Genomic DNA, 20,589 nt, shown 5'->3' with positions numbered 1-20,589 from the left:
CCCCATGCTCTTCCGCCAGTTCATCATCGAATGGAAGCTGTTCTCCCGGGACCGGGCGGCCATGTTCTGGACCTTCGCCTTCCCCGTGCTGATGCTCCTCGGCTTCGGGACGATCTTCCGGTCCGGGTCCACCCCCACCCTCACCCTGGTGGTGTCGGGCCAGGCGGCGGAGCGTTCCGCGGGCGTGCTCAAGGCCCTGGAGCGGACCCCCGTGAAGCCCCTCCTGCTCTCCGACGCCGAGGCCCAGGCCCGCTGGCGGAAGGGCGACACCGCCGCCCAGCTCGAGGAGGGCCCCGCGGGCCCCCGCCTCAAGGTGAACACCTACCTCGTCTCCCAGGGCCAGGTCACCGCCCAGATCGTGCAGCAGGCCAACCTCGCCCTGCAGGTGGTCCGGAGCGGCCAGGAGCCCCAGTTCCTCCCCGTGGCCATGGAGAGCCCCGGGAACGCCCACGCCGCCAACTACGCCGCCTTCCTCCTGCCGGGGCTCCTGGGGGTGAACCTCATGAGCACGGGTCTCTTCAGCGTGGGGATGGTCAACGTCTCCTATCGGGAGAAGGGCAAGTTCCGGCGCCTGGCGGTGACGCCCCTGCCCAAGTGGGTCTTCCTGGCGGGCCAGGTGCTGCACCGGCTCACCGTGGTGCTGCTCCAGGTGCTGGTGATGCTGGCCGTGGGCCGCCTGGTCTTCGGCATCGCCAACCAGGGTTCGTACGCCCTCCTGGGCCTGCTCCTGGTCCTGGGCACCGCCTGCTTCATGTCCATGGGCTTCGCCCTGGCCGGCTTCGCCCGGACCAGCGAGGGCTACGGCGCGCTGTCCAACGTGGTCTTCCTGCCCATGATGTTCCTGTCCGGCGTCTACTTCACCCTGGACGCGGCGCCGCGCTGGATGCAGCAGGCGGTGGTCGCCCTGCCCCTCTCCCCCTACCTGAAGGCCCTCCGGGCCGTCTTCAACGACGGCGCCGGCCTGGCCGGACACGGGCTGGAACTGGCGCTGGTGGGCGTCTGGACAGCCCTCTGCTTTGGCGTGGCCCTCCGGAAGTTCAGCTGGGCCTGATCCAGGTAGAATGGGCCCCATCCGGGAGTCCCATGCGCCCACGCCCCATCGCCGCCCTCGCCGGCCTCCTGCTGCTGGCCTGCGCCGGGCCGCGGACGGCGGCGCCGCGGGTGGAGCCGGCGCGCCCAGCCCCCGAGCCCCGTCCCGCGCCCCTGGCCCGCGTGGGCTGGACGATCCAGGCCGGCGCCTTCGCCCGGGTGGAGAACGCCTCCCGCCTCGCGGAGACCCTCCAGGCGCGGGGCCTGGACGCGGTCTACTACGCCGGCGGCGGGTTCTACCGGGTGCGCTTCGGCGACTTCCCCACCCGGGAGGCCGCCCGCGCCCGGGCCGAGGCCCTGAAGGCCGCGGGCACCATCCAGACCTACTACCTGGTGGCGCCGGAGGAGCCCGTCGTCGCGCCGGCGCCCCCCCGCGACGCCCGGGGCCTGCGGACCAACCTCGCCGAGACCGCCCGCAGCTACCTGGGCGTCCCCTACCTGTGGGGGGGCACCACGAGCCGGGGCTTCGACTGCAGCGGCCTGGCCATGGCGGTGTACCGCCTCAACGGCCTGAAGCTGCCCCGCAGCAGCCGGGAGCAGTACGAGGCCGGCGTCCGCGTCGACACGGACCGCCTCCGCCCCGGCGACCTCGTGTTCTTCGCCACCGGCGCCCGGGGCGAGGTCTCCCACGTGGGCATCTACGTGGGCGATGACACATTCATCCACGCCCCCAGCCGCGGCCGCCGCATCAGCCGGGACCGCCTCAGCGACCCCTACTACCGGGACCGGTTCCTGGGCGCCCGGAGCTTCATCGCCTGACCCGGCGGGGCATTCCAGGCTAGAATGCCGCCCAACATTCCCGAACCGGAGGTGACCCATGGGCATCCTGGACCGTTTCCGCACCCGCGGGCGGCTCGCGGCCATGGTCGGCGTGCCCATCGTCTTCCTCGTCGGGTTCTGCGTGGCCGGCGCCTGGAACGGCCTCCAGGCCTACCGGGAGGCCCAGGCCGCCCAGGAACTGGGCCGGGTCTGCCTCCGGGTGGGCGACGCCGTCCACGAACTCCAGAAGGAGCGGGGCGCCACCGCCGGCTTCCTGGCCAGCGGCGGCAGCGCCTTCGGGCCGGAAAAGACCGCCGCCCGGGAGAAAGCGGACGAGGCCCTCCGCCGGCTGGCCTCCGCCGCCCGGGAATCCGGCCTCTCCGCCCCCGCCGTCGCCGAGAAGATGCGGCTCGCCGAGGCCCGCCTGGCGGACCTGGCGGCCTGGAGACGCCGGGCCGATGACCGTGCGGTGCCCGTGCCCGAGCACCTGGCCAACTACTCAGGCCTGATCGGCGCCCTGCTGGGCGTCGTGGAGGAGATCCCCCGGGGCACCCGGGACCTGGGGCTGTACACCGCGGCCCAGACCTACCTCCAGCTCATGCGCGTCAAGGAGGACGCCGGCATCGAGCGCGCGACCCTCAATTCCGCCCTCACGGCCGGACGCTTCCAGGAGGGCCTCTTCCAGCGCTTCGCCACCCTCGTGGGCCAGCAGACCGCGGGCCTCCTCACCGTGCGGACCCTGGCGGATCCCGGCCAGCAGGCCTACCTGGACACCTGCCTCGCCGGGTCCTTCGCCGCCGAGGTGGCACGGTACCGCGCCCTGGCCTTCGCCGGCGGCGCCCTGGGCGGACCCGGCGCGGATCCCGCCCGCTGGTTCAGCGCGGCCACGGCGCGCATCGACGCGCTCAAGGCGGTGGAGGACCGCCTGGGCGCCGACCTCCGGACCCGGGTCCAGGCCGCCCGTGCCCAGGCCTTCCAGCAGCTGGCCCTGGCGGTGGGCATCATGGTCCTGGCCCTCGGCCTGTCCGTGGTCCTGGCGGCCCGCTTCGCCCGGGACATCGTGCGGCCCCTCGCCGTCTGCGACGCCGCCCTCCAGCGCCTTTCCGCGGGGGACATCCCCCCGCGGGTGGAGGCGACCTTCTACGGCGAATTCGAGGAGATGCGGGGCAACCTGAACCGCTGCATCGACGCCGTCAACGCCCTCGTGCGGGACGCCGGCATGCTCAGCCGGGCCGGCGTGGAGGGGCGCCTTTCGGCCCGGGCGGACGTCCAGGGCCACCAGGGGGATTTCCGCCGCATCGTCCAGGGCGTCAACGACTGCCTGGACGCCTTCCTCGGCCCCCTGGACGTGGCGGCCCGGTATGTGGACCGCATCTCCAAGGGGGACGTGCCCCCGCGCATCACCCAGGACTACCCCGGCGATTTCGCCGCCCTGCGGGACAGCCTGAACCGCTGCATCGACGCCGTCCAGGCCCTCGTCGAGGACGCGGGCACCCTGAGCCGGGCCGGGGTCGAAGGCCGCCTGTCGGTCCGGGCCGACGCCCAACGGCACCAGGGGGACTTCCGGCGCATCGTCCAGGGGGTCAACGATTGCCTGGACGCGGTCATCGGTCCGCTCCACGTGGCCGCGGCCACCGTCGGCCGCCTTTCCCGCGGGGAGATCCCCCCGCCCATCACCGCCGACTACCGGGGCGACTTCAACGACATCAAGGACAACCTCAACACCTGCGTGGCCTCCATCGCCCTCCTGGTGACGGAGATGGAGCGCATCATCGCCGCGGCCCGGGAGGGCCGCCTCCAGGTGCGGGCCGAGCCCGGGGACCTGGCCGGCGCCTATCGGGGCCTGCTCCTGGGCCTCAACGCCACCCTCGACGCCGTGGTGGAACCCATCCAGGACGTGATCCGGGTCGTCGGGGCCCTCCAGGGGGGCGACCTGACCCAGCGGGTGGAGGGCGCCTACCTGGGCGACTACCGGGGCCTCAGCGAGGCCATGAACCAGTCCATCGCCCGCTTGGCGGACACCCTCCAGGAGATCGCCCGGGCCTCCCACACCCTGGCCGCCGCCTCCGAGGAACTCTCCACCAGCGCCGCCGTCATCGCCGGCAACGCCGAGGAGCTGCTGGCCCAGGCCGACCGGGCCTCCGCCGGCGTCCGGGAGGCCAGCACCGGTGTGAAGGATCTGGCCGGCGGCGTGGAGGCCATCCGGGAGCAGGCCGACGGCGTGGCCACGGGGGCCGAACAGGTCAACAGCCGCCTGGATTCCGCCGGGGCCGCGGTGGAGGAGATGAGCGTGAGCCTCGCCACCGTGGACGGCTCGGTCCGCCGCATCTCCGAGCACATGAACGCCATTTCCGACTCCACGGGGACCATGACCGGGGCCGTGGACTCGGTGGCCTCCGCCATCCGGGAGATGGAGGCGAGCCTCCAGGCCGTGGCCGGCAACGCCGCGTCCGCCGCCGGCATCGCCGCCGAAGCCACCGGGGCCGCCGAAACCGCCGCCGGCCAAATGGCCCGCCTTGGCGACCATGCCCGGCAGGTCGGCTCCGTCGTCGACCTGATCAAGGGCATCGCCGACCAGACGAACCTCCTGGCCCTCAACGCCACCATCGAGGCCGCCAGCGCCGGGGAGGCCGGCCGCGGCTTCGCCGTGGTGGCCGGGGAGGTGAAGGCCCTGGCCAAGCAGACCGCCCAGGCCACCGACGAGGTGGGCACCCGCATCGCCGCCATCCAGGAGAGCACCGACAGGGCCGTCCAGGCCATCGGCGACGTGGTCCGGGTGATCGAGCGCATCGCCGGGATTTCCGGCAGCATCGCCTCGGCCGTGGAGGAGCAGCACACCAGCACGGCCATCATCGCCCGCAACGTGGGCCAGGCCGCGGGCAGCGCCGGCCAGGTGGCCCGCAGCGTCACCGACGTGGCCGAGGGGGCCCGGGCGGTCAGCCACAACCTGCGGGAGGTGACCCTGGGGGCCCAGGAGCTGAGCCGGAACCTCCAGGACGCGGTCCTGGGCGTGCGGGGGATCGCCGGGCGCATGCGGGCCCTGGCCGGCGGCACCGCCAGCATGGCCACCAGCGGCCAGGGCGCTTCGGCGGCCGTCGCCGACGTGGCCGGCAGCGTGGGGGTGGTGCGGAGCTCGTCCCAGGCCTCGGCCCGGGGCGTGGCCGAGATCCGCAACGCCTCCAACGACCTGGCCCGGCTCGCGGAGACCTTGCGGGCCTCCGTCAGCCGGTTCCGCCTGGAAGGGGCCTGAGCCCCGACCCTACTTGCGCTTCCTCCCCGGGGCCTTCTTCGCCGGGGCGGGGGCGCCCTCGATGCGCGCGTCGGTGATGACCACGGGGGTCTCCGGGCGGTCGCCGGGGAGGGTCTTGACGGCCTTGATCCTGTCCACCGTCTCCATGCCCTCGACCACCTTGCCGAAGACGCAGTAGCCCCAGCCGTCCTGCCCGGGGCTGTCCAGGAAGGGATTGTCCACCACGTTCACGAAGAACTGGGCCGTGGCGCTGTGGGGGTCCCGGGTGCGGGCCATGGCGAGGGAGCCCCGCACGTTGAGGAGGCCCTTCTCCTTGGAGGCCCGGGCCTCGTTCTCCACGGGCTTCCGGGTGGGCTTCTCGACCCCGTCCTTGGTCATCCCGCCGCCCTGGATCATGAACTTGGAGATGACCCGGTGGAACGTGGTGCCTTTGTAGTGGCCGCTCTTCACATAGCCGAGGAAGTTCTCGACGGTCTTCGGGGCGGCCTCCGGGGCCAGCTCCACGGTGAAGGCGCCGAGGGTGGTGGTGAACTTGACCTTGGGGTTGGCGGCGAAGGCGGAGACGGCCGCCAGGGCCAGGGCCAGGGCACGGATTCGCATGGGTCCTCCTGATGTCCCCACTATGCCCCAGGGATGAAGGCGCCCGCAACGCCCCCCAGGGCCGTCCGCAGGGTGGCCATGGGCAGATGACCCGCCCGCCGCGCCGTCTCCAGGGCCAGGGCGTCCTCGAAATCCAGGCCCTGCCGGTAGAGGGCCAGGGCCGCCCGGGCGGAGCCGGGCTCGTCCACGACCAGGTCCCGGTTGTCCAGCAGCCGCTCCAGGGCCAGCCCCAGCTGGTCCCGGGTGCGGCCGTAGCCCCCCTCCAGGACCCGCACCGCCTCGGCCAGCACCACCTGGGAGATCCACACCGGCCCCTCGGTCCGGATGAAGGCCTCGGCGGCGGCGCCGCCGGGGCCGCCCGCGAGGGCCGCCACGAGGAGGGAGGCGTCAACGGAGCGCATGGCGCCGCCTCATGCGTTCCTTGACCCCTTCCAGCAGCTCCGGCCCCGTCTTGTGGAGGACGCCCTCCTGGATGCCCAGGGCCGTGGCCACATCGCCCAGGGAGAAGGCGCCGACCTTGCGAACCTGCAGCTGGCCGTCCCGGCCCTCCCAGTCGATGTAATCCCCCGGCGCCAGCCCGAACTTGCGCATGACCGCCGCTGGCACGGACACCTGTCCCTGCGCTGTGATCCTGGACCGAGCGAGCGCCATCCCCCACCTCCCGGAAGCCCCCAGTGTATCCATTAAAGTCTTAATGAGCTGCCTTTTTGCTATGCTGCTCGCGCGAATCCCGGAGGATCCCATGGAAATGCGAGCGCTTGGACGCACCGGCCTGCGGGTTTCGGCCCTCGGCCTGGGGTGCATGGGCATGAGCGAGTTCTACAAGGGGGCGGACGAAGCCGAATCCGTGGCCACCCTGCACCAGGCCCTGGACCTGGGCGTCACCTTCCTGGACACCGCGGACATGTACGGCCCCTGGACCAACGAGGAGCTGGTGGGCCGCGCGATCCGGGGCCGCCGGCGGGAGGTGGTGCTGGCCACCAAGTTCGGCAACGTGCGGGGGGAGGACGGGGCCTTCCTGGGCGTGAACGGGCGCCCCGACTACGTCAAGGCCTGCTGCGACGCCAGCCTGCGCCGCCTCGGCGTGGACGTCATCGACCTCTACTACCAGCACCGGGTGGACCGCACCGTGCCCATCGAGGAGACCGTGGGGGCCATGGCCGACCTGGTGGCGGCGGGCAAGGTGCGCTTCCTCGGCCTGTCCGAGGCCTCCCCCGCGACCCTCCGCCGGGCCCACGCCGTCCATCCCATCGCCGCCCTGCAGACCGAGTACTCCCTCTGGACCCGCGACCCCGAGGCGGAGATCCTCCCCGCCTGCCGCGAGCTCGGCGTCACCTTCGTGGCCTACAGCCCCCTCGGCCGGGGCTTCCTGACGGCCCGGTTCAAGCGCCCCGAGGACCTGCCCGAGGGCGACTACCGGCGGAACGCCCCCCGCTTCCAGGGCGAGAACTTCGGGCGCAACCTGGCCCTGGTGGCCGAGGTGGAGCGCCTGGCCGCGGCCCGGGGCGTGGGGGCCGGACAGCTGGCCCTGGCCTGGGTGCTGGCCCAGGGCGAGGACATCGTGCCCATCCCCGGCACCACGAAGCGGGCCCACCTGGCCCAGAACGTGGCGGCGCTGGACCTCCGGCTGACCCCCGAGGACCTGGCGGGCCTCGAGGCGATCCTCCCCATGGGGGCCGCCGCCGGGCTCCGGTATCCGGAGGCCACCCTCCGCCACGTGAACGGGTAGCATAGGCTCTCGAGGAGGCGACCCATGCGCATCGGCGTCCTGACCGGCGGAGGCGATGTCCCCGGCCTGAATCCCTGCATCAAGATGCTCGTCCAGCGCGCCAACGAGGAGGGCTTCGAGGTCCTCGGCATCCGCCGGGGCTGGGCGGGCCTCCTGGAATACAACCTGGACGACCCCGAATCCCACTTCCGCTGCGTGATGACGCTGGACAAGCTGAACACGCGCACCGTGGACCGCACCGGCGGCACCTTCCTCCACACCAGCCGCACCAACCCCGCCAAGGTCCGCCTCAAGGACGTCCCCGACTTCCTCAAGGGCCGGATCGAGCTCGACCAGCAGGGGCCCTTCGACTTCACCGATCACGTCCTCAAGGTGATCGAGCACCTGGGCATCGACATCCTCATCCCCATCGGCGGGGACGACACCCTGTCGTACGGCGAGCGGATGCACCAGGAGGGCGTCTCCACCGTCGCCATCCCCAAGACCATGGACAACGACATCTTCGGGACGGACTACTGCATCGGCTTCTCCACCGCCGTCACCCGGAGCGTCGAGTTCATCCACCAGCTCCGCACCTCCGCGGGCTCCCACGAGCGCATCGCCATCGTGGAGCTCTTCGGCCGGAACTCCGGGGAGACCTCCCTTCTCGCCTCGTACCTCGCCGGCGTCGACCGGGCCCTCATCAGCGAGGTCCCCTTCGACCCCGTGAGGGTCGCCGAGAAGATCATGTCCGACAAGCGGAACAACCCCAGCAACTACGCCATGATCACCGTGAGCGAGGGCGCCCACATGGCCGGTGGCGTCCCCGTGGAGTACGGGGAGGAGGACGCCTACGGCCACAAGAAGCTCGGCGGCATCGGCCACATCCTGGGCGAGGCCATGAAGAAGCTCACCGGCCAGGACGTGCTCAACCAGCAGGTGAGCTACCTCATGCGCTCCGGGGCCCCCGACAGCCTGGACCTCATGGTCGCCGTCAACTTCGCCAACGTCGCCATCAACATCATCAAGGGCGGCGAGCGCAACCGCCTCGTGGCCCTGCGCAACGGCACCTACACCAGCGTCCCCATGTCGACCATCACCCAGGGCCTCAAGCGCGTGGACGTCGCCGAACTCTACGACAAGGAGAACTACCGCCCCAAGGTCCGGCATGTCGAGGGGAAACCCATGTTCCTCTACTAGGGTGTGTTCGTAATCTAGGATAGTAATGGCTAATACCCATCCGTGCCGGAGCATGAAGGAGCTGGAATAGTGAGTCTGTGCTGCAGTGCCTGATGGCGCCGCGCATTCGCAGCATCCTATTGGAACGCGGAGGCGCGGAGGATCTCGCTGAGGCTCGCGGAGAAAGGATCAAGCCCTTGGATGTATCACCCGCTTGATTCCACCGTCTTTGAAAGGCCACTGATGGAAATTGAGGAGCAGGCCGACCTCCATTCCGCTGAAACGCAGCTGGGTGTTCAGTTGCGCGAAGTGGGCATCCATCAGTTTCTCGACCGCCTTAGCCTCCACGACCACGAGGTCGTCAACCAGCAAATCCAGCCGGTAGGCCCGCTCAACCACAAGCCCCCTCCACTCGATATCCAGGGGCAGGTTCCAGGAGCGCTTTCCTCCGCGACCCTCTGCGAGATCCTCCGCGCCTCCGCGTTTCATAGGATCAATGAGGATCCGGAACGCTTGTCACCCTCCGCTCATAGCCTCAGCCAGATCACGATGCAGGCCAAAGCCACCTGGGCTGAGAAACTTCGCGCCGTTTTGTCGAACCTGGTGGCCAGCGCCCTGAACTGTTTGAGCTTGGCGAACCCATGCTCGATGGCATGGCGGGCCTTGTATAGGTGTGAGTCCCAGGCCGCCGGATTCTTGCGCCGGGGATGAGGTGGGATGACGGCTGTCGCACCCATGGCCTCGATCGCCTTCCTTACCGGGTTCCCATCGTAGGCCCGATCTCCGAACCCGTACTCTGCCTGCCAACCGCACAGCAATCCTTCAGCAGACCGGCTTTCATGGGCTTGCCCCGGAGTGACCAGGAAATCCAAAGGATTACCGTGGGCATCGCAGATCAAATGGATCCTGGTCGAGCATCCACCCCGAGATCGTCCGAGCGCCTGGTTCCAGAGCCCCCCCTTTTGCCTGCTGAAGGTTGATGAGCGCGAATGATGGTGCCATCCAGCATGACCCACTCCAGGTCGGCTTCCTTGCGCAGGAACTCCAGGATCCTTTGCCACACGCCGCGCTTGGTCCAGGCCTCAAATCGCGTGTACACGCTTCTCCAAGGTCCAAATTCCTCCGGCAGGTCCCTCCACGGCGCCCCAGTCCTGTGCCTCCACAGGATCGCCTCCACCATGGGACGGTTGGGGTGACGGGATCGCCCCATCCCTCCACGCTCTGGCGGAAGGAGCGGTTCAAGCTTTGCCCACATGGCATCGGTCAGGAAACGTCTCGGCATCGTTACCCCAGGAAAATTCGTGGTGTACGAGCCTTTACGTATGAGTACAAGTCAACTATTTATCTAATCTATAGATTCCGAACACAGCCTAGCACTACTGTGTCATAAAGCTTGACGAGCAGAACGTCCTGCCTATGTTCTAAGGTGGGGCTATCTATGAGCGAATCCATCGAAAGTCGGGCGCGGTTTGATGCATACGCTGATCAGTTAGTTAAGGCTGTTGGCCATGCCGATCGGCGGGCTCCTTTGACGTTGTATTGTCAGGGCTTGATTCTTCCGGGAGACAGAAAGAGCATCGAGCCAATGGCTGCCAGGTTGGATCCGGCCCACGTTCAGGCTCGGCACCAGTCCCTGCATCACTTGGTGGCCCAAGCGTCCTGGAGCGATGAAGCAGTTCTTCGTGTTGTCAGGTCCTATGCCCGCGAGGCCATGGAAATCCAAGGGCCTATCGAGGCGTGGATCGTTGACGACACTGCATTCCCGAAAAAAGGAACGCATTCAGTCGGAGTTGGCCACCAGTATTGCGGTCCATTCGGAAAGACGGCCAATTGCCAGAACGTGGTCAGCTTGTCCATGGCCTCTCGCTGGGCCAGCGTGCCGGTGGGTTTCCGCCTGTACCTTCCAGAAGCCTGGGCGAATGACCGGGACCGGCGTGATGGGGCTGGGGTTCCAAAGGAAGTCGTGTTCATGCCCAAGTGGCAGATAGCGTTGGCGCTGATCGATGCCCAAAGACAGGATCAGGTCCCCGACCTCCCCGTGTTGGCGGATGCTGGATATGGAGACTGCGGCGCATTTCGTGAAGCGTTATCCGAGCGCAATTTGGTCTATGCCGTAGGCATCGCGAAAACAGCTTTGGTATGGGCTAATGGAAATGCCCCTCTGCCGGCGAGAGGGCGTGGCGGAAAGGGGCGTCCAGGACAGAATCTGCGCCGCGATGATGAGCACCAGCCCGTCTCCGTTAAAGCCTTGGCGGAAAGCACGCCGAAAAAGGATTGGCAGCGGGTGGTCTGGGGAGAGGGCACTCGCGGTCTCATGGAATCTCGATTCGTGGCGCTGCGCGTTCATTCTGCGAGGAGGGGATACGAGAAAGCAGAATTGCGCCCAGAGGAGTGGCTTCTCATCGAATGGCCCGAGAAAGAGGCTGAGCCGACGAAATACTGGCTCTCCACCCTTCCCAGCAATACACCGATTGCCCAACTCGTCAGAACAACAAAGCTCCGCTGGAGAATCGAACGGGACTACCAAGAAATGAAGGACGAGCTTGGCCTAGATCATTACGAAGGTCGCGGATGGAGGGGCCTTCACCACCACCTGAGCCTATGCGCCGCCACTTATGCCTTCATCGTGGCGGAACGTAGCCGCCTTTCCCCCCCTACGATCCAATCCATCTTTGAGTTCGTCCATGCACCCCCAGGAGCCAGACCCCTTCCTAGAGGACATGGGCCCGTTCCGGCCTGAACGCCATTCGCCCTACTCAATCACGACGCTGCGCAGGCGCCTTGAGCGAATTCTGATTCGCTCTCTATCCTGTTGCCCGGCGTGCGGGAGGGGCCAATGCGCTTGATTATTGACACAGTAGTGCTAGTGCAGGTAGATCGAATCACAGGAACGATCGTGTCCCAAACCTTCGCAACGGCAAGGGCAAGTAAAGAGCCCGTACGCCGAGTGCGCCGAGGTTTTCTACTCACCCTCGCCAGCACGAAGGATCGGAACAAGGCCGTCCCGGTGATTCGAGGTGATTCGAGGTGATTCGATCGGCCTGAACTAGGAGCCTTCCCGGGCCACCAGGTACGAGACCGTCGTCCCCAGCAGCGCGGGCACCACGAGCATGGTCTGGCCCGTCGTCTCGGCCAGGAAGACCACGGGCACCAGGAGGGTGCCGTGGGTCGCCCCGGCCACGGAGGCGGCGCCCAGTAGGGTGAAGTAGCCGGTCTGGCCCAGGCCCACCCAGGCGTCGAAGGCGGCGCCGACGGCGGCCCCCATGGCCAGGGACGGCAGCCAGAGGCCGCCGATGCCGCCGCCCGCGAAGGTCAGGGCGGTGGCGGCGAGCTTGAGGGCCAGGAAGGCCACCGCCTCGGCCGGGAGCGTCTCCCCCTGCACCAGATGGCGCACCATGTCCAGGCCGCCGCCCTGGGTGACCGGGAAGCCGTGCCACAGGAGGTGGCTGGGCAGGGCCAGGAGGGTCAGGCCGATGCCGGCGACCAGGGCCCGCAGGGGCAGCGGATGCCGCGCCAGGATCCGGCCCAGCTGCTCCCGCAGCCACAGGTACAGCGTGGCGGCGAACCCGCACATCAGGCCCAGGACCAGGGCCCAGAGGATCTCCCGCCCCCGCAGGGCGAAGGGATAGGCGCCGGGGATCGGCAGGAGGGGCCGCGTGCCCATGACGCGGGTGAAGAAGAAGTAGCCGGTGGCCGCCGAGACCAGGCACGGCAGGGTGGAGCCCGCGGCGAGGCGCCCGTCGTGCTCCGCCGCCATGAGGGCCCCCGAAAGGGGGGCGCGGAACACCGCCGCGAGGGCGGCCGCGGCCCCGCCCCGCACCATGACGATGGGAGGCCTCGCCAGGCGGCGCACGACGCCCGCCCTGGAGGACAGGAAGCGGAGCACCCGGTGGCACTGGAGGCCCACGGCCGCGCCGAACCACTTTCCGGGGCCTTCCACCCCCGCGCTGCCGCCGAAGCCGATCGTGAGCACGCAGCCCACCACCTTGCCGATGGAGCGGTGGAAGGGGAAGACCTGGTAGGGGTCCCGCCGAGCGAGATCCAGGTCGTTGAAGAGGCTCACCTCGCCGATGCCCGTGCCCCGCAGCCAGAAGGCGTTGAGGAGGAGGCCCACCGCCGGCAGGGCCAGGGCCGGCCACGCATGGCCCGCGGTGTTCGCGATGCGCGGCTCCAGGGCGTCCAGCCCCTTCAGGGCGAGGCCGACGAGGAAGCCCACCAGGGCGCCCAGGGGCAGCATCACCGCCAGGATCTGGCGGGTGTGCGCGAGGAGGCGGAGCCGCTGGTTCCGGCCCGGCAGGAGGTCCCAGGGCAGCGGAATCATGGCGTGTCTCCTAACAGGCGAGCGAGTTCGTGGGCGAGGTGCCGCCCCGGGGCCGGGGCGTCCTCCCCGTCGAGGGTGAGGGCCGCCGAGACGAGGACCTCGACGTAGGGGTTGAGCACCGCCGTGACCCGGCTCGCGGCGTCGCCGAGGCGGCAGAGCTCCGGATCACTGGCCACGAGCACCGCGCGGCAGATGGCGGGCCGGTCCGCGTGGACCGCGCAGGCCCCCGCCCCGTCCAGGAAGACGCAGGCCGCGTCGGCCGGGTCCTTCCCCATGAAGTCCGAGGGGGACGTCCAGGCCTGCTGGGCCCGCAGCCGGCGCGGATCCGGCACGGCGGTCCCGGCCTCCACCCGTCGGGCCAGGAGCGCCGCCTCCTCCCGGGTGACGCCCACCCACACGCGGCAGCAGTGGGCGCAGCCTTTGCCGCAGCGGACCCGGGAGGCCACGTCCGGCCTCAGGGCGGCGAAGCGCGCCTGGGCCGCGTCCACCCGCCGGTGCAGTTCCCGGGCCCGATCCGGCCCGGGCGGGAGCGCCCCCAGGGCCCGTACCTGGGCCTCGAGCTCCCCCGCGGCCCGTTCCCGGGCCGCGGGGTCGAGTCCGGCCATGAAGCAGTCGAAAGCCTTGGTGGTCCTGAATGCCATCGTGCTTCCAGGATCCCAAATCCGGCCCCCGGTGGAAAGCTGGGATCGGGCCATGACCGCCTATTCGTCCAGCTGCTTGGCTTCCCGCAGGGCGCGCTCCGCGGCGTCCACGATCTTCTGGTAGCCCGTGCAGCGGCACAGGTGCCCGCTCAGTTCCCGCCGGACCTCGGCGTGGGTGAAGCGCTTCCCGCTCTCGACCATGGCCGTGGCGGACAGGACGACCCCGGGGGTGCAGAAGCCGCACTGGATGGCGCCCTCGTCCACGAAGGCCTCCTGGACCGGCGACAGCTGGCCGTCCTGGGCGATGCCCTCGATGGTCCGGACCTCCTTCCCGTCGGCCCAGGCCGCCAGGTAGATGCAGCTGTTGACGGGCGTCCCGTCGATGAGGACCGTGCAGGCCCCGCACTCGCCCACGGAGCAGCCCTGCTTGACGCCCGTGTACTCGAGCCGGTCGCGGAGGACGTCCAGGAGCGATTCCCGCACGTCGATCTCGATGGCGACGGGCCTCCCGTTGACGGTGAACGAGATCTTCCTCAGGGTTGCCGTTCCGGCGTTGTTCCTAGTCAGCACAGCAGTCCCCCGCGCGTTTCACGGCCTCGGCCACGGCCCTCTGGACGAGGACCTCGATCAGGTGCTCCCGGTAGTCCTTGGAGGCCCTCCAGGACGTGCGGGCCCGGGAGGGCTTCACCGCCAGGGCGGCGATCTCCGCCAGGGTGTCCAGGGTGACCTGCTTCCCCGGGGCCCAGGCTTCCGCCTCGGCGCAGCGGATCGGCACGGGCGCCGCGACGCCGAGCCCGATGCGGAGCTCCACGAAGCGGCCCTCCCGGACCTTGGCCAGGGCCGCGACGCCGAGGGTGGCGATGTCCATGGCCTTCCGCATGGCGTACTTGATGTAGTGCCCGCCCATGCCGGCGTAGCCTTCGCGCGGGATCAGCACCGCCGTCAGCAGCTCGCCCGGGCGAAGGTTGACCTTGCCGGGACCCGCGTAGAAGTCGGCGATGGGAATGACGCGCGCGTCCTCCAGCGTCTCCAGGCGCAGGAGGGCGTCCAGGGCGAAGAGGGTGCTGGCGCTGTCCGCGCTGACGGCGCCGTTGCAGATGTTGCCGCCGATCGTCGCCACGTTGCGGATCTGGGGCCCGCCCATGGACACCGAGGCCTCGGCCAGGACCGGCGCGTGGGCCCGCACGAGGGGATCCTCGAAGATCCGGGTGAAGGGGGCCATGGCGCCCACCTCCAGGGTGCCGTCGTCCAGCATCCGGATGGCGTCCAGCCCCGGCACGCGGCGCAGGCTCAGCAGGCCCGCCCCGGCGAGGTGGCCGTGCTGGAGGCGGATCAGGACGTCGGTGCCCCCCGCCACGACCCGGAGGTCCGGCGCGGCCTGGAGCCGTTCCTTGGCCTCCCGGAGGGTGGCCGGCTCATGCAGTTCGCAGATGTCAAACATGCTCCACGCTCCTCTGGGCGGTCAGCCCAACCTCCCGGAATTTCTCGAAGACCGCCTGGGGATAAAGGGGAATCCGGTGGAAGGCGACCCCCGTGGCGTCCAGCACGGCGTTGCGCACGGCGGGCGCGGGGGAGATCACCGGGCACTCGCCCAGGCTCTTGGCGCCGAAGGAGCCGGCCGCGTCGTAGGTCTCGACGAAGGCGGCGTTGATCTTCGGGGTGTCCAGGAGGGTGGGCAGCTTGTAGTCCAACAGGTTGTTGTTGAGGGGTTTCCCGGTCTGGGGGTCGAAGAGCATCTGCTCGAGCAGCGCGTAGCCCAGCGCCATGCTGACCCCGCCGTGGACCTGGCCCTCGGCCAGACGCGGGTTGATGATGGTGCCGCTGTCGTGGACGTTCCAGATCTCGGCGACCTCGACCTTGCCCGTCTCCGTGTCCACGTCCACCTCCACGAAGGTGGCGCCGTAGCTCATGGCGTTGATGCGGACGTTGGCGCTGGTGTCGCTGGTGATGGGCGCGGCGAGGATCCGGTCGTAGAAGGCGTCCATGGCCACGTCCTCGAGGGCGCAGACCTCCCGGCCAAGCGAGGTCTCCACCACCTTCCGGTCCCTCAGGTCCATCTCGTCGGGGTTCAGCCCCGTGCGGCGCGCGGCCACCTGGAGCACCTTGGCCCGGACCTCCAGGGCCGCCTTCCGGACGGCGATGCCGGTGACGAAGGTCTGGCGGGAGGCGTAGGCGCCCGAGTCCCAGGGGGCCACGTCGGTGTCCTGCGTGGTGACTACGTGCACCATGTCCACGGGGAGCCCCAGGACCTCGGCGGTGATCTGCGCGAAGACCGTGTCGCTGCCCTGCCCGATCTCCGTCGCGCCCACCTGCAGGGTGACGGAGCCGTCCTGGTTCATGACGATGCGGGCCCCCGCCAGCTCCAGGGCGACGGGGTGGGTCCCCGACGCGTAGGCGAAGAGGGCCATGCCCAGGCCCTTGCGGACGGGGCCGTCCTGGCGCCCCAGGGCCTTGCGCTTCTCCTCCCAGCGGATGGCCTCCATCCCCTTCCGGATGCACTCGGGGATGCCGAAGGAGCGCACCACGTTCCGGGTGAGCGGATCCTGGTGCCCGACCTGGATGAGGTTCTTGAGGCGGAGGGCGACCGGGTCCATGCCCAGCTTGCGGGCGATGTCGTCCAGGTGGCTCTCCAGCGCGAAGAAGATCTGGGGCGTGCCGTAGCCCCGCATGGCGCCGGCCACCGGCAGGTTCGTGTAGACGGTCCGGGGCTCGTACTTGATCGCCTTGAAGTCATAGAGGGGCCTGAACTTGCCGCCCGCCGACATCGCGATGGAATGGCCGTGGCTGGCGTAGGCCCCCGTGTTGCTCAGGACCTGGACGTGGATGCCGCGGAGCTCGCCGTCCCGGGTCACGGCCGTCTTCAGGTGGAGCTTCATGGCGTGCCGGGTGCGGGTGTCGATGAAGACCTCCTCCCGGGTGAGGCAGTAGCGCACGGGCCGGCCGTGGGCGGCCAGGCTCATGGCCGCGGCGAGGGGTTCCACGCAGACGTCCTGCTTGTTGCCGAAGCCGCCGCCGATGTAGGGCTTGACCACCTTGACGCGCCCCCAGGGCAGGCCCAGGGACTGGGCGACGATCCGGCGCACGATGTGCGGGATCTGGGTGGAGGAGTTGACCACCACGCGGCCGTCGGTGTCCACGTAGGCGAAGGCGCTCATGGACTCGATGTGGCAGTGCTGGACGATGCTCGTCTCGTAGTCGCCCTCGATGACGTGGTCGGCCCCGCGCAGTTCCGCCTCGATGTCCCCGAACTGGACGCCGAAGGAACTCACGACGTTGCCCGGCCGGGATTCGTGGATGAGGGGCGCCCCCTCCTTCATCGCGTCCTCGGCTGTGAGCACGTGGGGAAGCACCTCCCACTCGACCTCGATGAGCTTGAGGGCCTTCTCCGCGGTGAGGGCGTCCTCGGCCACCACGGCGGCGACGGCGTCGCCCACGAAGCGGGCCTTGTCCGCCAGGATCAGCCGGTCCTCGACGTCCCGGTGACCGGGATCCAGGGACCAGGGGTGGCCGGCGGTGGCGAACTTGATCTTCGGCAGGTCGTCGGGGGTGATGACGGCGACCACGCCCGGCAGGGCCTTGGCCCTGCTCGTGTCCATGCGCTTCACCAGCGCGTGGGCGTGGGGACTGCGCAGGACCTTGCCCACGAGCATGTCGCGCTCGTGGAAGTCGTCCGTGTACTGGGCCCGGCCCGTGACCTTGGCGACGGCGTCCAGCCTTCGGACGCTCTTGCCCACGACGTTGTGATCCATGCGGCACCTCGGATGGCAGGGGACAGCCCGGATGGGGGATCCCTCAAGTATGCGGGGGGCCGCAGTCTCAATCAATTTTTTTCAAATGCCTGAAATTATTTTCAACCCCGACCATCGCGCTCAGGAAAGTCGGCCGCCGGCATCTCCACCCGGAACACGCAGCCCCCCGCGGGGAGGTTCTCGGCCCAGATCCGGCCGTGGTTCGCGTCGACCAGCTGCTTGACGATGGAGAGGCCCAGGCCGGAGGAGGCCTCACCGGCGGTGGGGCGCGCGGAGAGCTTGGCGAAGCGGCGGAACAGCTTGGCCTGGTCCTCGTCCTTCAGGCCCGGGCCCTGGTCCGCGACCTCGAACAGGACGAGGGCCCCCGACCGCCGCGCGCCGAGGCCCAGGTCGGCCCCGGCAGGGGAGAACTTGGAGGCGTTGGAGAGCAGGTTGTCGAGGATCTGCCGCAGGTGGCTGGGGTCGGCCAGCACCCGGCACCCCGGCTCCCCGGCCTCGATCCGCAGGTGCTGCCCCTTGGCGTCCAGCCGGGGCTGGAAGAGGCTCGCCAGCGGTTCCAGGACTTCGGCGACCGGCACGGCCGCGGGCTTCGGCAGCAGCCGGCCGCTCTCCAGGGCGGCCACGTCCAGGAAGGCGCCGATCAGCTCGGTCATGTGCCGGGCCGAAGTGGAGATCTTCCGGATCCAGGGCTGCAGATCGGGCGGGCAATCCATCAGGTCGCCGGTGACCAGCCCCTCGGAGACGAGGCTGATGGTGTTCAGGGGGCTGCGCAGGTCGTGGGCTGCGATGCCCAGGAGCTTGTTCTTCTCCAGGTTGAGCTGGATGAGCTCGCGGTTGAGGGCCTCGGCCTCCTCCTGCTGACGGCGGATCTCGTCGGTGGCCTCGGCCACCCGGGCCTCCAGGTCCCGGTTGCGGTCCGCCAGGAGGCGGGTGCGCAGCATCAGGAGCCCCTGCACCGCGGCGGCGGCGGCGGCGGCGTAGAGGACCCATGCCCAGGGCCGGTTCCACCAGGGCCGCGCGACCCGGAAGCTGAACCGGAGCGGCCCGGTCTCGTTGCCCGCGTAGTCGCGTCCCCAGACCTCCAGGGTGTAGGCGCCGGAGGGCAGGCTCGTGAAGTGGGCGGCGGGTTCCGGGGACCATTCGCCCGGCGCGTCCTGGAGCCCGGCGAGCCGGGTCCGGAAGAGGCTGTCCCGCTCCCGGTGGCCGGTCAGGAGCCGGAAGGAGAAGATCACGTCCCGGACGTCGTGGGGCAGGCCCGCCCCGGGCCCGATCGGAGCGCCCCCGGCGGTGGCCGATTCCAGCACCAGCGCCTTGGGCGTCCGGTCCGGGGGCATCTCGCGGGGATCGGCCCAGGCCGGACCGTCCTCGGTGCCGATCCAGACCCTGCCGGCGGCGTCGCGGAAGAGCGCCCCCTTGAGGCACTCGGTCCCGGGCAGCCCGTCCTCGACCGTGAAGGTGTCCCAGGCCCAGCCGGCGGGGTCCAGGCGCGCCACGCCGCGGGGACCGTCCACCAGGTAGCGGCCCTGGCCGTCGGCGACGATGTCGTAGATCAAGTCGTGGCGCAGCGCCGGCGTGTTCCGGGTGTTGAAGCACTGGGGCGGCGAGGTGCGGTCCGCGTCCTCCAGCACCCACAGCCCCGAGCCGAAGGTGCCCACCAGGAGGCCCCGGCCGCTCCGGCTGGGGAAGGGCAGGATGGCGTGGACGCCTACGGACGGCAGGCCGTTCAGGCCCGGCGGCCGCACCCAGGCCCCCGCCTCCAGGCAGGCCAGACCCCGGTCGGTGCCGACCCACAGGCGCGGGCCGTCCACGGCCAGGGCCCGAACCGCGCATTCCGGGTCCCCCGGCGGCGGGTCCAGGACCCGCACCGACCGTCCGTCCCAGACGGCCAGGCCCCGGCTCGTCCCGATGTAGAGTTGCCGGTGTCCCGCCCCGTCCTGGACGCCGGTGAGCACCCGGATCTGCCCGGCGGGAAGGCCATCGGCTGCCGTCCAAGCGCGGAAGCGCCCGTTGGAGAAGACCACCAGATCCTGGCCCTTGCCGAAATGGAGGTCCTGCCCCCCCGGGAAGGCGAAGAGGGCCCGCACCGAGTCCGCCTTGTCCTCGGGGTCGGGATGGTAGACCTTCCAGCCGCCGTCCTGGAGCCGCGCCAGGGCCCGGTGCCCCATCCAGAGGACGCTGCGGCCCGTTGCCGGATCGCGGGTCTCCGCGAAGCACTGGATCCGCTGGTCGGCCTTCTTCCAGGGCAGTTCGAAGCGCCGCCACCCGCCGGGGTGGAGGCGGAGCACCCCCTTCCCGTCCAGGCCCGCCCACAGCGTGGTGCCGCCGGGACCGCCCGGGGTGGTCGCCAGGGACCGCACGTGGTCCGTGGGGAAGCCGGCCTGGGTGTTCAGGATCTCCCACCGGTCGCCGTCGATGCGGACCAGCCCGCCCCCGAACAGGGCCACCCACAGGCTGCCGCCCGGACCCGGCAGGAGGGAGCGCACGCTTTCGCAGCCCGTGCGGGCCTTGAGGGGGAGCATCGTGACCCGCCCGTCGCGGACGGCGCAGAGGCCGCCCCGCTCCAGCCCGATCCACAGGGTCCGGGCGCCCTGGGCGTCCCGGGTCTCGGCCAGGGACCGCACCACCGCGTCCGGCAGGTCCCCGTTCCCCTCGAAGGGGCGCCAGCCGGTGCTCCCGAGGATCCAGATCCCCTTGTGGGTGCCCACCCAGATCTCGCCGTCCCGCTCGAAGAGGCAGTGGAGCCTTCCGTCAGGCAGGTCCCCTGGGACCTGCCGCCAGGCACCGTTCTCGAAGACCGCGAGGCCCTTGCCGTAGGTCGCCGCGTAGATCACCGGCCTGCCCTGGGCGTCGGGACGGGACCGCTCCAGCACGGCGTTGACGTTGTCCAGCGGAAGCCCGGTGGCCGTGTTGTGGACCCGGCACCGGCCGTCCTTGAACTCGAGGATGCCCTGGAAGCGGGTCCCCACCCACATGGCCCCGTCCGAGGTGCCGGTCATGGCGTTGGCGTTCGCCATCAGGGCGTAGCCGTTGGGCGGCGCCTCCACGGACTGCCACCGGTGCCCGTCAAACCGGGCGATCCCTGCCATCGTGCCCGCCCAGAGGTGGCCGCCCCGGTCCGCCGCGAGCGCGTAGATGGCCATCTGGGGCAGGCCCTCGGCCTCCCGGAAGACCTTCACGGGACGCATCCCGGGGGGCTCGGGCTCCTGCGCGGCGGCGCCCGAGCCCAGGGCCGCGGCCAGGAGGACGCGGACCAGGGTCTTGGTGAAGCTGTTCGAACCGGACATGGGGGCCTG

At 70.2% G+C, this 20,589-nt stretch carries 16 protein-coding genes and 1 pseudogene; 6 read left to right on the top strand and 11 right to left on the bottom strand.

Going from position 1 to position 20,589, the window contains the following annotated elements; genetic code table 11:
• The first annotated feature begins 4 nt into the window (after window positions 1-4).
• The 3 genes from R2J75_RS08880 to R2J75_RS08870 are packed head-to-tail and all read left to right on the top strand — an operon-like array spanning window position 5 to window position 5,098.
• Window positions 5-1,051 (top strand): ABC transporter permease, encoded by a 1,047-nt coding sequence (locus R2J75_RS08880; RefSeq protein WP_243334238.1) that lies wholly within the window; start codon window positions 5-7, stop codon window positions 1,049-1,051.
• A gap of 32 nt (window positions 1,052-1,083) precedes the next feature.
• A complete protein-coding gene (locus R2J75_RS08875; RefSeq protein WP_316411514.1) occupies window positions 1,084-1,848 on the top strand; it encodes a C40 family peptidase in 765 nt (254 codons plus the stop codon).
• Between the two features lie 58 nt (window positions 1,849-1,906).
• A complete protein-coding gene (locus tag R2J75_RS08870; protein ID WP_316411513.1) occupies window positions 1,907-5,098 on the top strand; it encodes a nitrate- and nitrite sensing domain-containing protein in 3,192 nt (1,063 codons plus the stop codon).
• Window positions 5,099-5,107: 9 nt separating this feature from the next.
• Here R2J75_RS08870 and R2J75_RS08865 read toward each other — a convergent pair whose 3' ends face one another.
• From R2J75_RS08865 to R2J75_RS08855, 3 genes are read right to left on the bottom strand one after another with little or no spacing between them, the layout of a single operon-like run.
• On the bottom strand, window positions 5,108-5,698 hold the full coding sequence (locus R2J75_RS08865; RefSeq protein WP_243334240.1) for a peptidylprolyl isomerase: 591 nt from the start codon (window positions 5,696-5,698) through the stop codon (window positions 5,108-5,110).
• A 20-nt stretch (window positions 5,699-5,718) separates the two neighbouring features.
• On the bottom strand, window positions 5,719-6,099 hold the full coding sequence (locus R2J75_RS08860; protein WP_243334245.1) for a PIN domain-containing protein: 381 nt from the start codon (window positions 6,097-6,099) through the stop codon (window positions 5,719-5,721).
• The gene (locus R2J75_RS08855) at window positions 6,086-6,349 is read right to left on the bottom strand and encodes an AbrB/MazE/SpoVT family DNA-binding domain-containing protein (protein WP_279342154.1); all 264 of its coding nucleotides are present in this window, start codon (window positions 6,347-6,349) and stop codon (window positions 6,086-6,088) included. Before R2J75_RS08855 ends, R2J75_RS08860 begins: the two co-directional genes overlap by 14 nt.
• A 91-nt stretch (window positions 6,350-6,440) precedes the next feature.
• Here R2J75_RS08855 and R2J75_RS08850 point away from each other — a divergent pair, with 91 nt between their 5' ends.
• Together R2J75_RS08850 and R2J75_RS08845 are read left to right on the top strand one after the other, a co-directional pair.
• On the top strand, window positions 6,441-7,427 hold the full coding sequence (locus tag R2J75_RS08850; RefSeq protein WP_316411512.1) for an aldo/keto reductase: 987 nt from the start codon (window positions 6,441-6,443) through the stop codon (window positions 7,425-7,427).
• A gap of 24 nt (window positions 7,428-7,451) precedes the next feature.
• Complete coding sequence (locus tag R2J75_RS08845) at window positions 7,452-8,606, top strand: 6-phosphofructokinase (RefSeq protein WP_243334251.1); 1,155 nt, start codon at window positions 7,452-7,454, stop codon at window positions 8,604-8,606.
• Window positions 8,607-8,774: 168 nt separating this feature from the next.
• On the opposite strand, the gene R2J75_RS08840 is transcribed toward R2J75_RS08845, so the two are convergent.
• Window positions 8,775-9,074, bottom strand: coding sequence for a GxxExxY protein (locus R2J75_RS08840; RefSeq protein ID WP_316411511.1), 300 nt, complete (start codon window positions 9,072-9,074; stop codon window positions 8,775-8,777).
• 41 nt (window positions 9,075-9,115) lie between these two features.
• A pseudogene (locus R2J75_RS08835) lies at window positions 9,116-9,840 on the bottom strand (IS5 family transposase); the annotation flags it as partial.
• Window positions 9,841-10,023: 183 nt separating this feature from the next.
• On the opposite strand from R2J75_RS08835, the gene R2J75_RS08830 reads away from it, so the two are divergent.
• On the top strand, window positions 10,024-11,325 hold the full coding sequence (locus tag R2J75_RS08830; RefSeq protein WP_243332134.1) for an IS701 family transposase: 1,302 nt from the start codon (window positions 10,024-10,026) through the stop codon (window positions 11,323-11,325).
• Window positions 11,326-11,631: 306 nt separating this feature from the next.
• On the opposite strand, the gene R2J75_RS08825 is transcribed toward R2J75_RS08830, so the two are convergent.
• The 6 genes from R2J75_RS08825 to R2J75_RS08800 all read right to left on the bottom strand — a co-directional run bounded on the left by R2J75_RS08825 (window position 11,632) and on the right by R2J75_RS08800 (window position 20,580).
• A complete protein-coding gene (locus R2J75_RS08825; RefSeq protein ID WP_243333790.1) occupies window positions 11,632-12,906 on the bottom strand; it encodes a chloride channel protein in 1,275 nt (424 codons plus the stop codon).
• Window positions 12,903-13,547, bottom strand: a complete 645-nt coding sequence (locus R2J75_RS08820; RefSeq protein ID WP_279342121.1) for a YkgJ family cysteine cluster protein — start codon at window positions 13,545-13,547, stop codon at window positions 12,903-12,905. The genes R2J75_RS08825 and R2J75_RS08820 overlap by 4 nt, the downstream gene beginning before the upstream one ends.
• 60 nt (window positions 13,548-13,607) lie before the next feature.
• On the bottom strand, window positions 13,608-14,117 hold the full coding sequence (gene xdhC / locus R2J75_RS08815; RefSeq protein WP_243333788.1) for a xanthine dehydrogenase subunit XdhC: 510 nt from the start codon (window positions 14,115-14,117) through the stop codon (window positions 13,608-13,610).
• Complete coding sequence (gene xdhB, locus R2J75_RS08810) at window positions 14,107-14,988, bottom strand: xanthine dehydrogenase FAD-binding subunit XdhB (RefSeq protein WP_243333785.1); 882 nt, start codon at window positions 14,986-14,988, stop codon at window positions 14,107-14,109. Before xdhB ends, xdhC begins: the two co-directional genes overlap by 11 nt.
• Window positions 14,981-17,296, bottom strand: coding sequence for a xanthine dehydrogenase molybdenum-binding subunit XdhA (gene xdhA / locus R2J75_RS08805; RefSeq protein ID WP_243333783.1), 2,316 nt, complete (start codon window positions 17,294-17,296; stop codon window positions 14,981-14,983). Before xdhA ends, xdhB begins: the two co-directional genes overlap by 8 nt.
• A gap of 101 nt (window positions 17,297-17,397) precedes the next feature.
• A complete protein-coding gene (locus R2J75_RS08800; RefSeq protein WP_316411510.1) occupies window positions 17,398-20,580 on the bottom strand; it encodes an ATP-binding protein in 3,183 nt (1,060 codons plus the stop codon).
• Between the last annotated feature and the right edge of the window lie 9 nt (window positions 20,581-20,589).

The organism is Mesoterricola sediminis, assembly GCF_030295425.1.
Classification (GTDB): Bacteria; Acidobacteriota; Holophagae; order Holophagales; family Holophagaceae; genus Mesoterricola; species Mesoterricola sediminis.
The sequence above is the reverse complement of the archived record's forward strand: the minus strand, read 5'-3'. Positions and strand labels throughout refer to the sequence as shown.

Excerpts from the sequence above, each read along its gene's own strand:
- R2J75_RS08880 (WP_243334238.1), top strand. The coding sequence starts at position 5 with ATGCTCTTCCGCCAGTTCATCATCGAATGGAAGCTGTTCTCCCGGGAC.
- R2J75_RS08875 (WP_316411514.1), top strand. The coding sequence starts at position 1,084 with ATGCGCCCACGCCCCATCGCCGCCCTCGCCGGCCTCCTGCTGCTGGCC.
- R2J75_RS08870 (WP_316411513.1), top strand. The coding sequence starts at position 1,907 with ATGGGCATCCTGGACCGTTTCCGCACCCGCGGGCGGCTCGCGGCCATG.
- R2J75_RS08865 (WP_243334240.1), bottom strand. The coding sequence starts at position 5,698 with ATGCGAATCCGTGCCCTGGCCCTGGCCCTGGCGGCCGTCTCCGCCTTC.
- R2J75_RS08860 (WP_243334245.1), bottom strand. The coding sequence starts at position 6,099 with ATGCGCTCCGTTGACGCCTCCCTCCTCGTGGCGGCCCTCGCGGGCGGC.
- R2J75_RS08855 (WP_279342154.1), bottom strand. The coding sequence starts at position 6,349 with ATGGCGCTCGCTCGGTCCAGGATCACAGCGCAGGGACAGGTGTCCGTG.
- R2J75_RS08850 (WP_316411512.1), top strand. The coding sequence starts at position 6,441 with ATGGAAATGCGAGCGCTTGGACGCACCGGCCTGCGGGTTTCGGCCCTC.
- R2J75_RS08845 (WP_243334251.1), top strand. The coding sequence starts at position 7,452 with ATGCGCATCGGCGTCCTGACCGGCGGAGGCGATGTCCCCGGCCTGAAT.
- R2J75_RS08840 (WP_316411511.1), bottom strand. The coding sequence starts at position 9,074 with ATGAAACGCGGAGGCGCGGAGGATCTCGCAGAGGGTCGCGGAGGAAAG.
- R2J75_RS08830 (WP_243332134.1), top strand. The coding sequence starts at position 10,024 with ATGAGCGAATCCATCGAAAGTCGGGCGCGGTTTGATGCATACGCTGAT.
- R2J75_RS08825 (WP_243333790.1), bottom strand. The coding sequence starts at position 12,906 with ATGATTCCGCTGCCCTGGGACCTCCTGCCGGGCCGGAACCAGCGGCTC.
- R2J75_RS08820 (WP_279342121.1), bottom strand. The coding sequence starts at position 13,547 with ATGGCATTCAGGACCACCAAGGCTTTCGACTGCTTCATGGCCGGACTC.
- xdhB (WP_243333785.1), bottom strand. The coding sequence starts at position 14,988 with ATGTTTGACATCTGCGAACTGCATGAGCCGGCCACCCTCCGGGAGGCC.
- xdhA (WP_243333783.1), bottom strand. The coding sequence starts at position 17,296 with ATGGATCACAACGTCGTGGGCAAGAGCGTCCGAAGGCTGGACGCCGTC.
- R2J75_RS08800 (WP_316411510.1), bottom strand. The coding sequence starts at position 20,580 with ATGTCCGGTTCGAACAGCTTCACCAAGACCCTGGTCCGCGTCCTCCTG.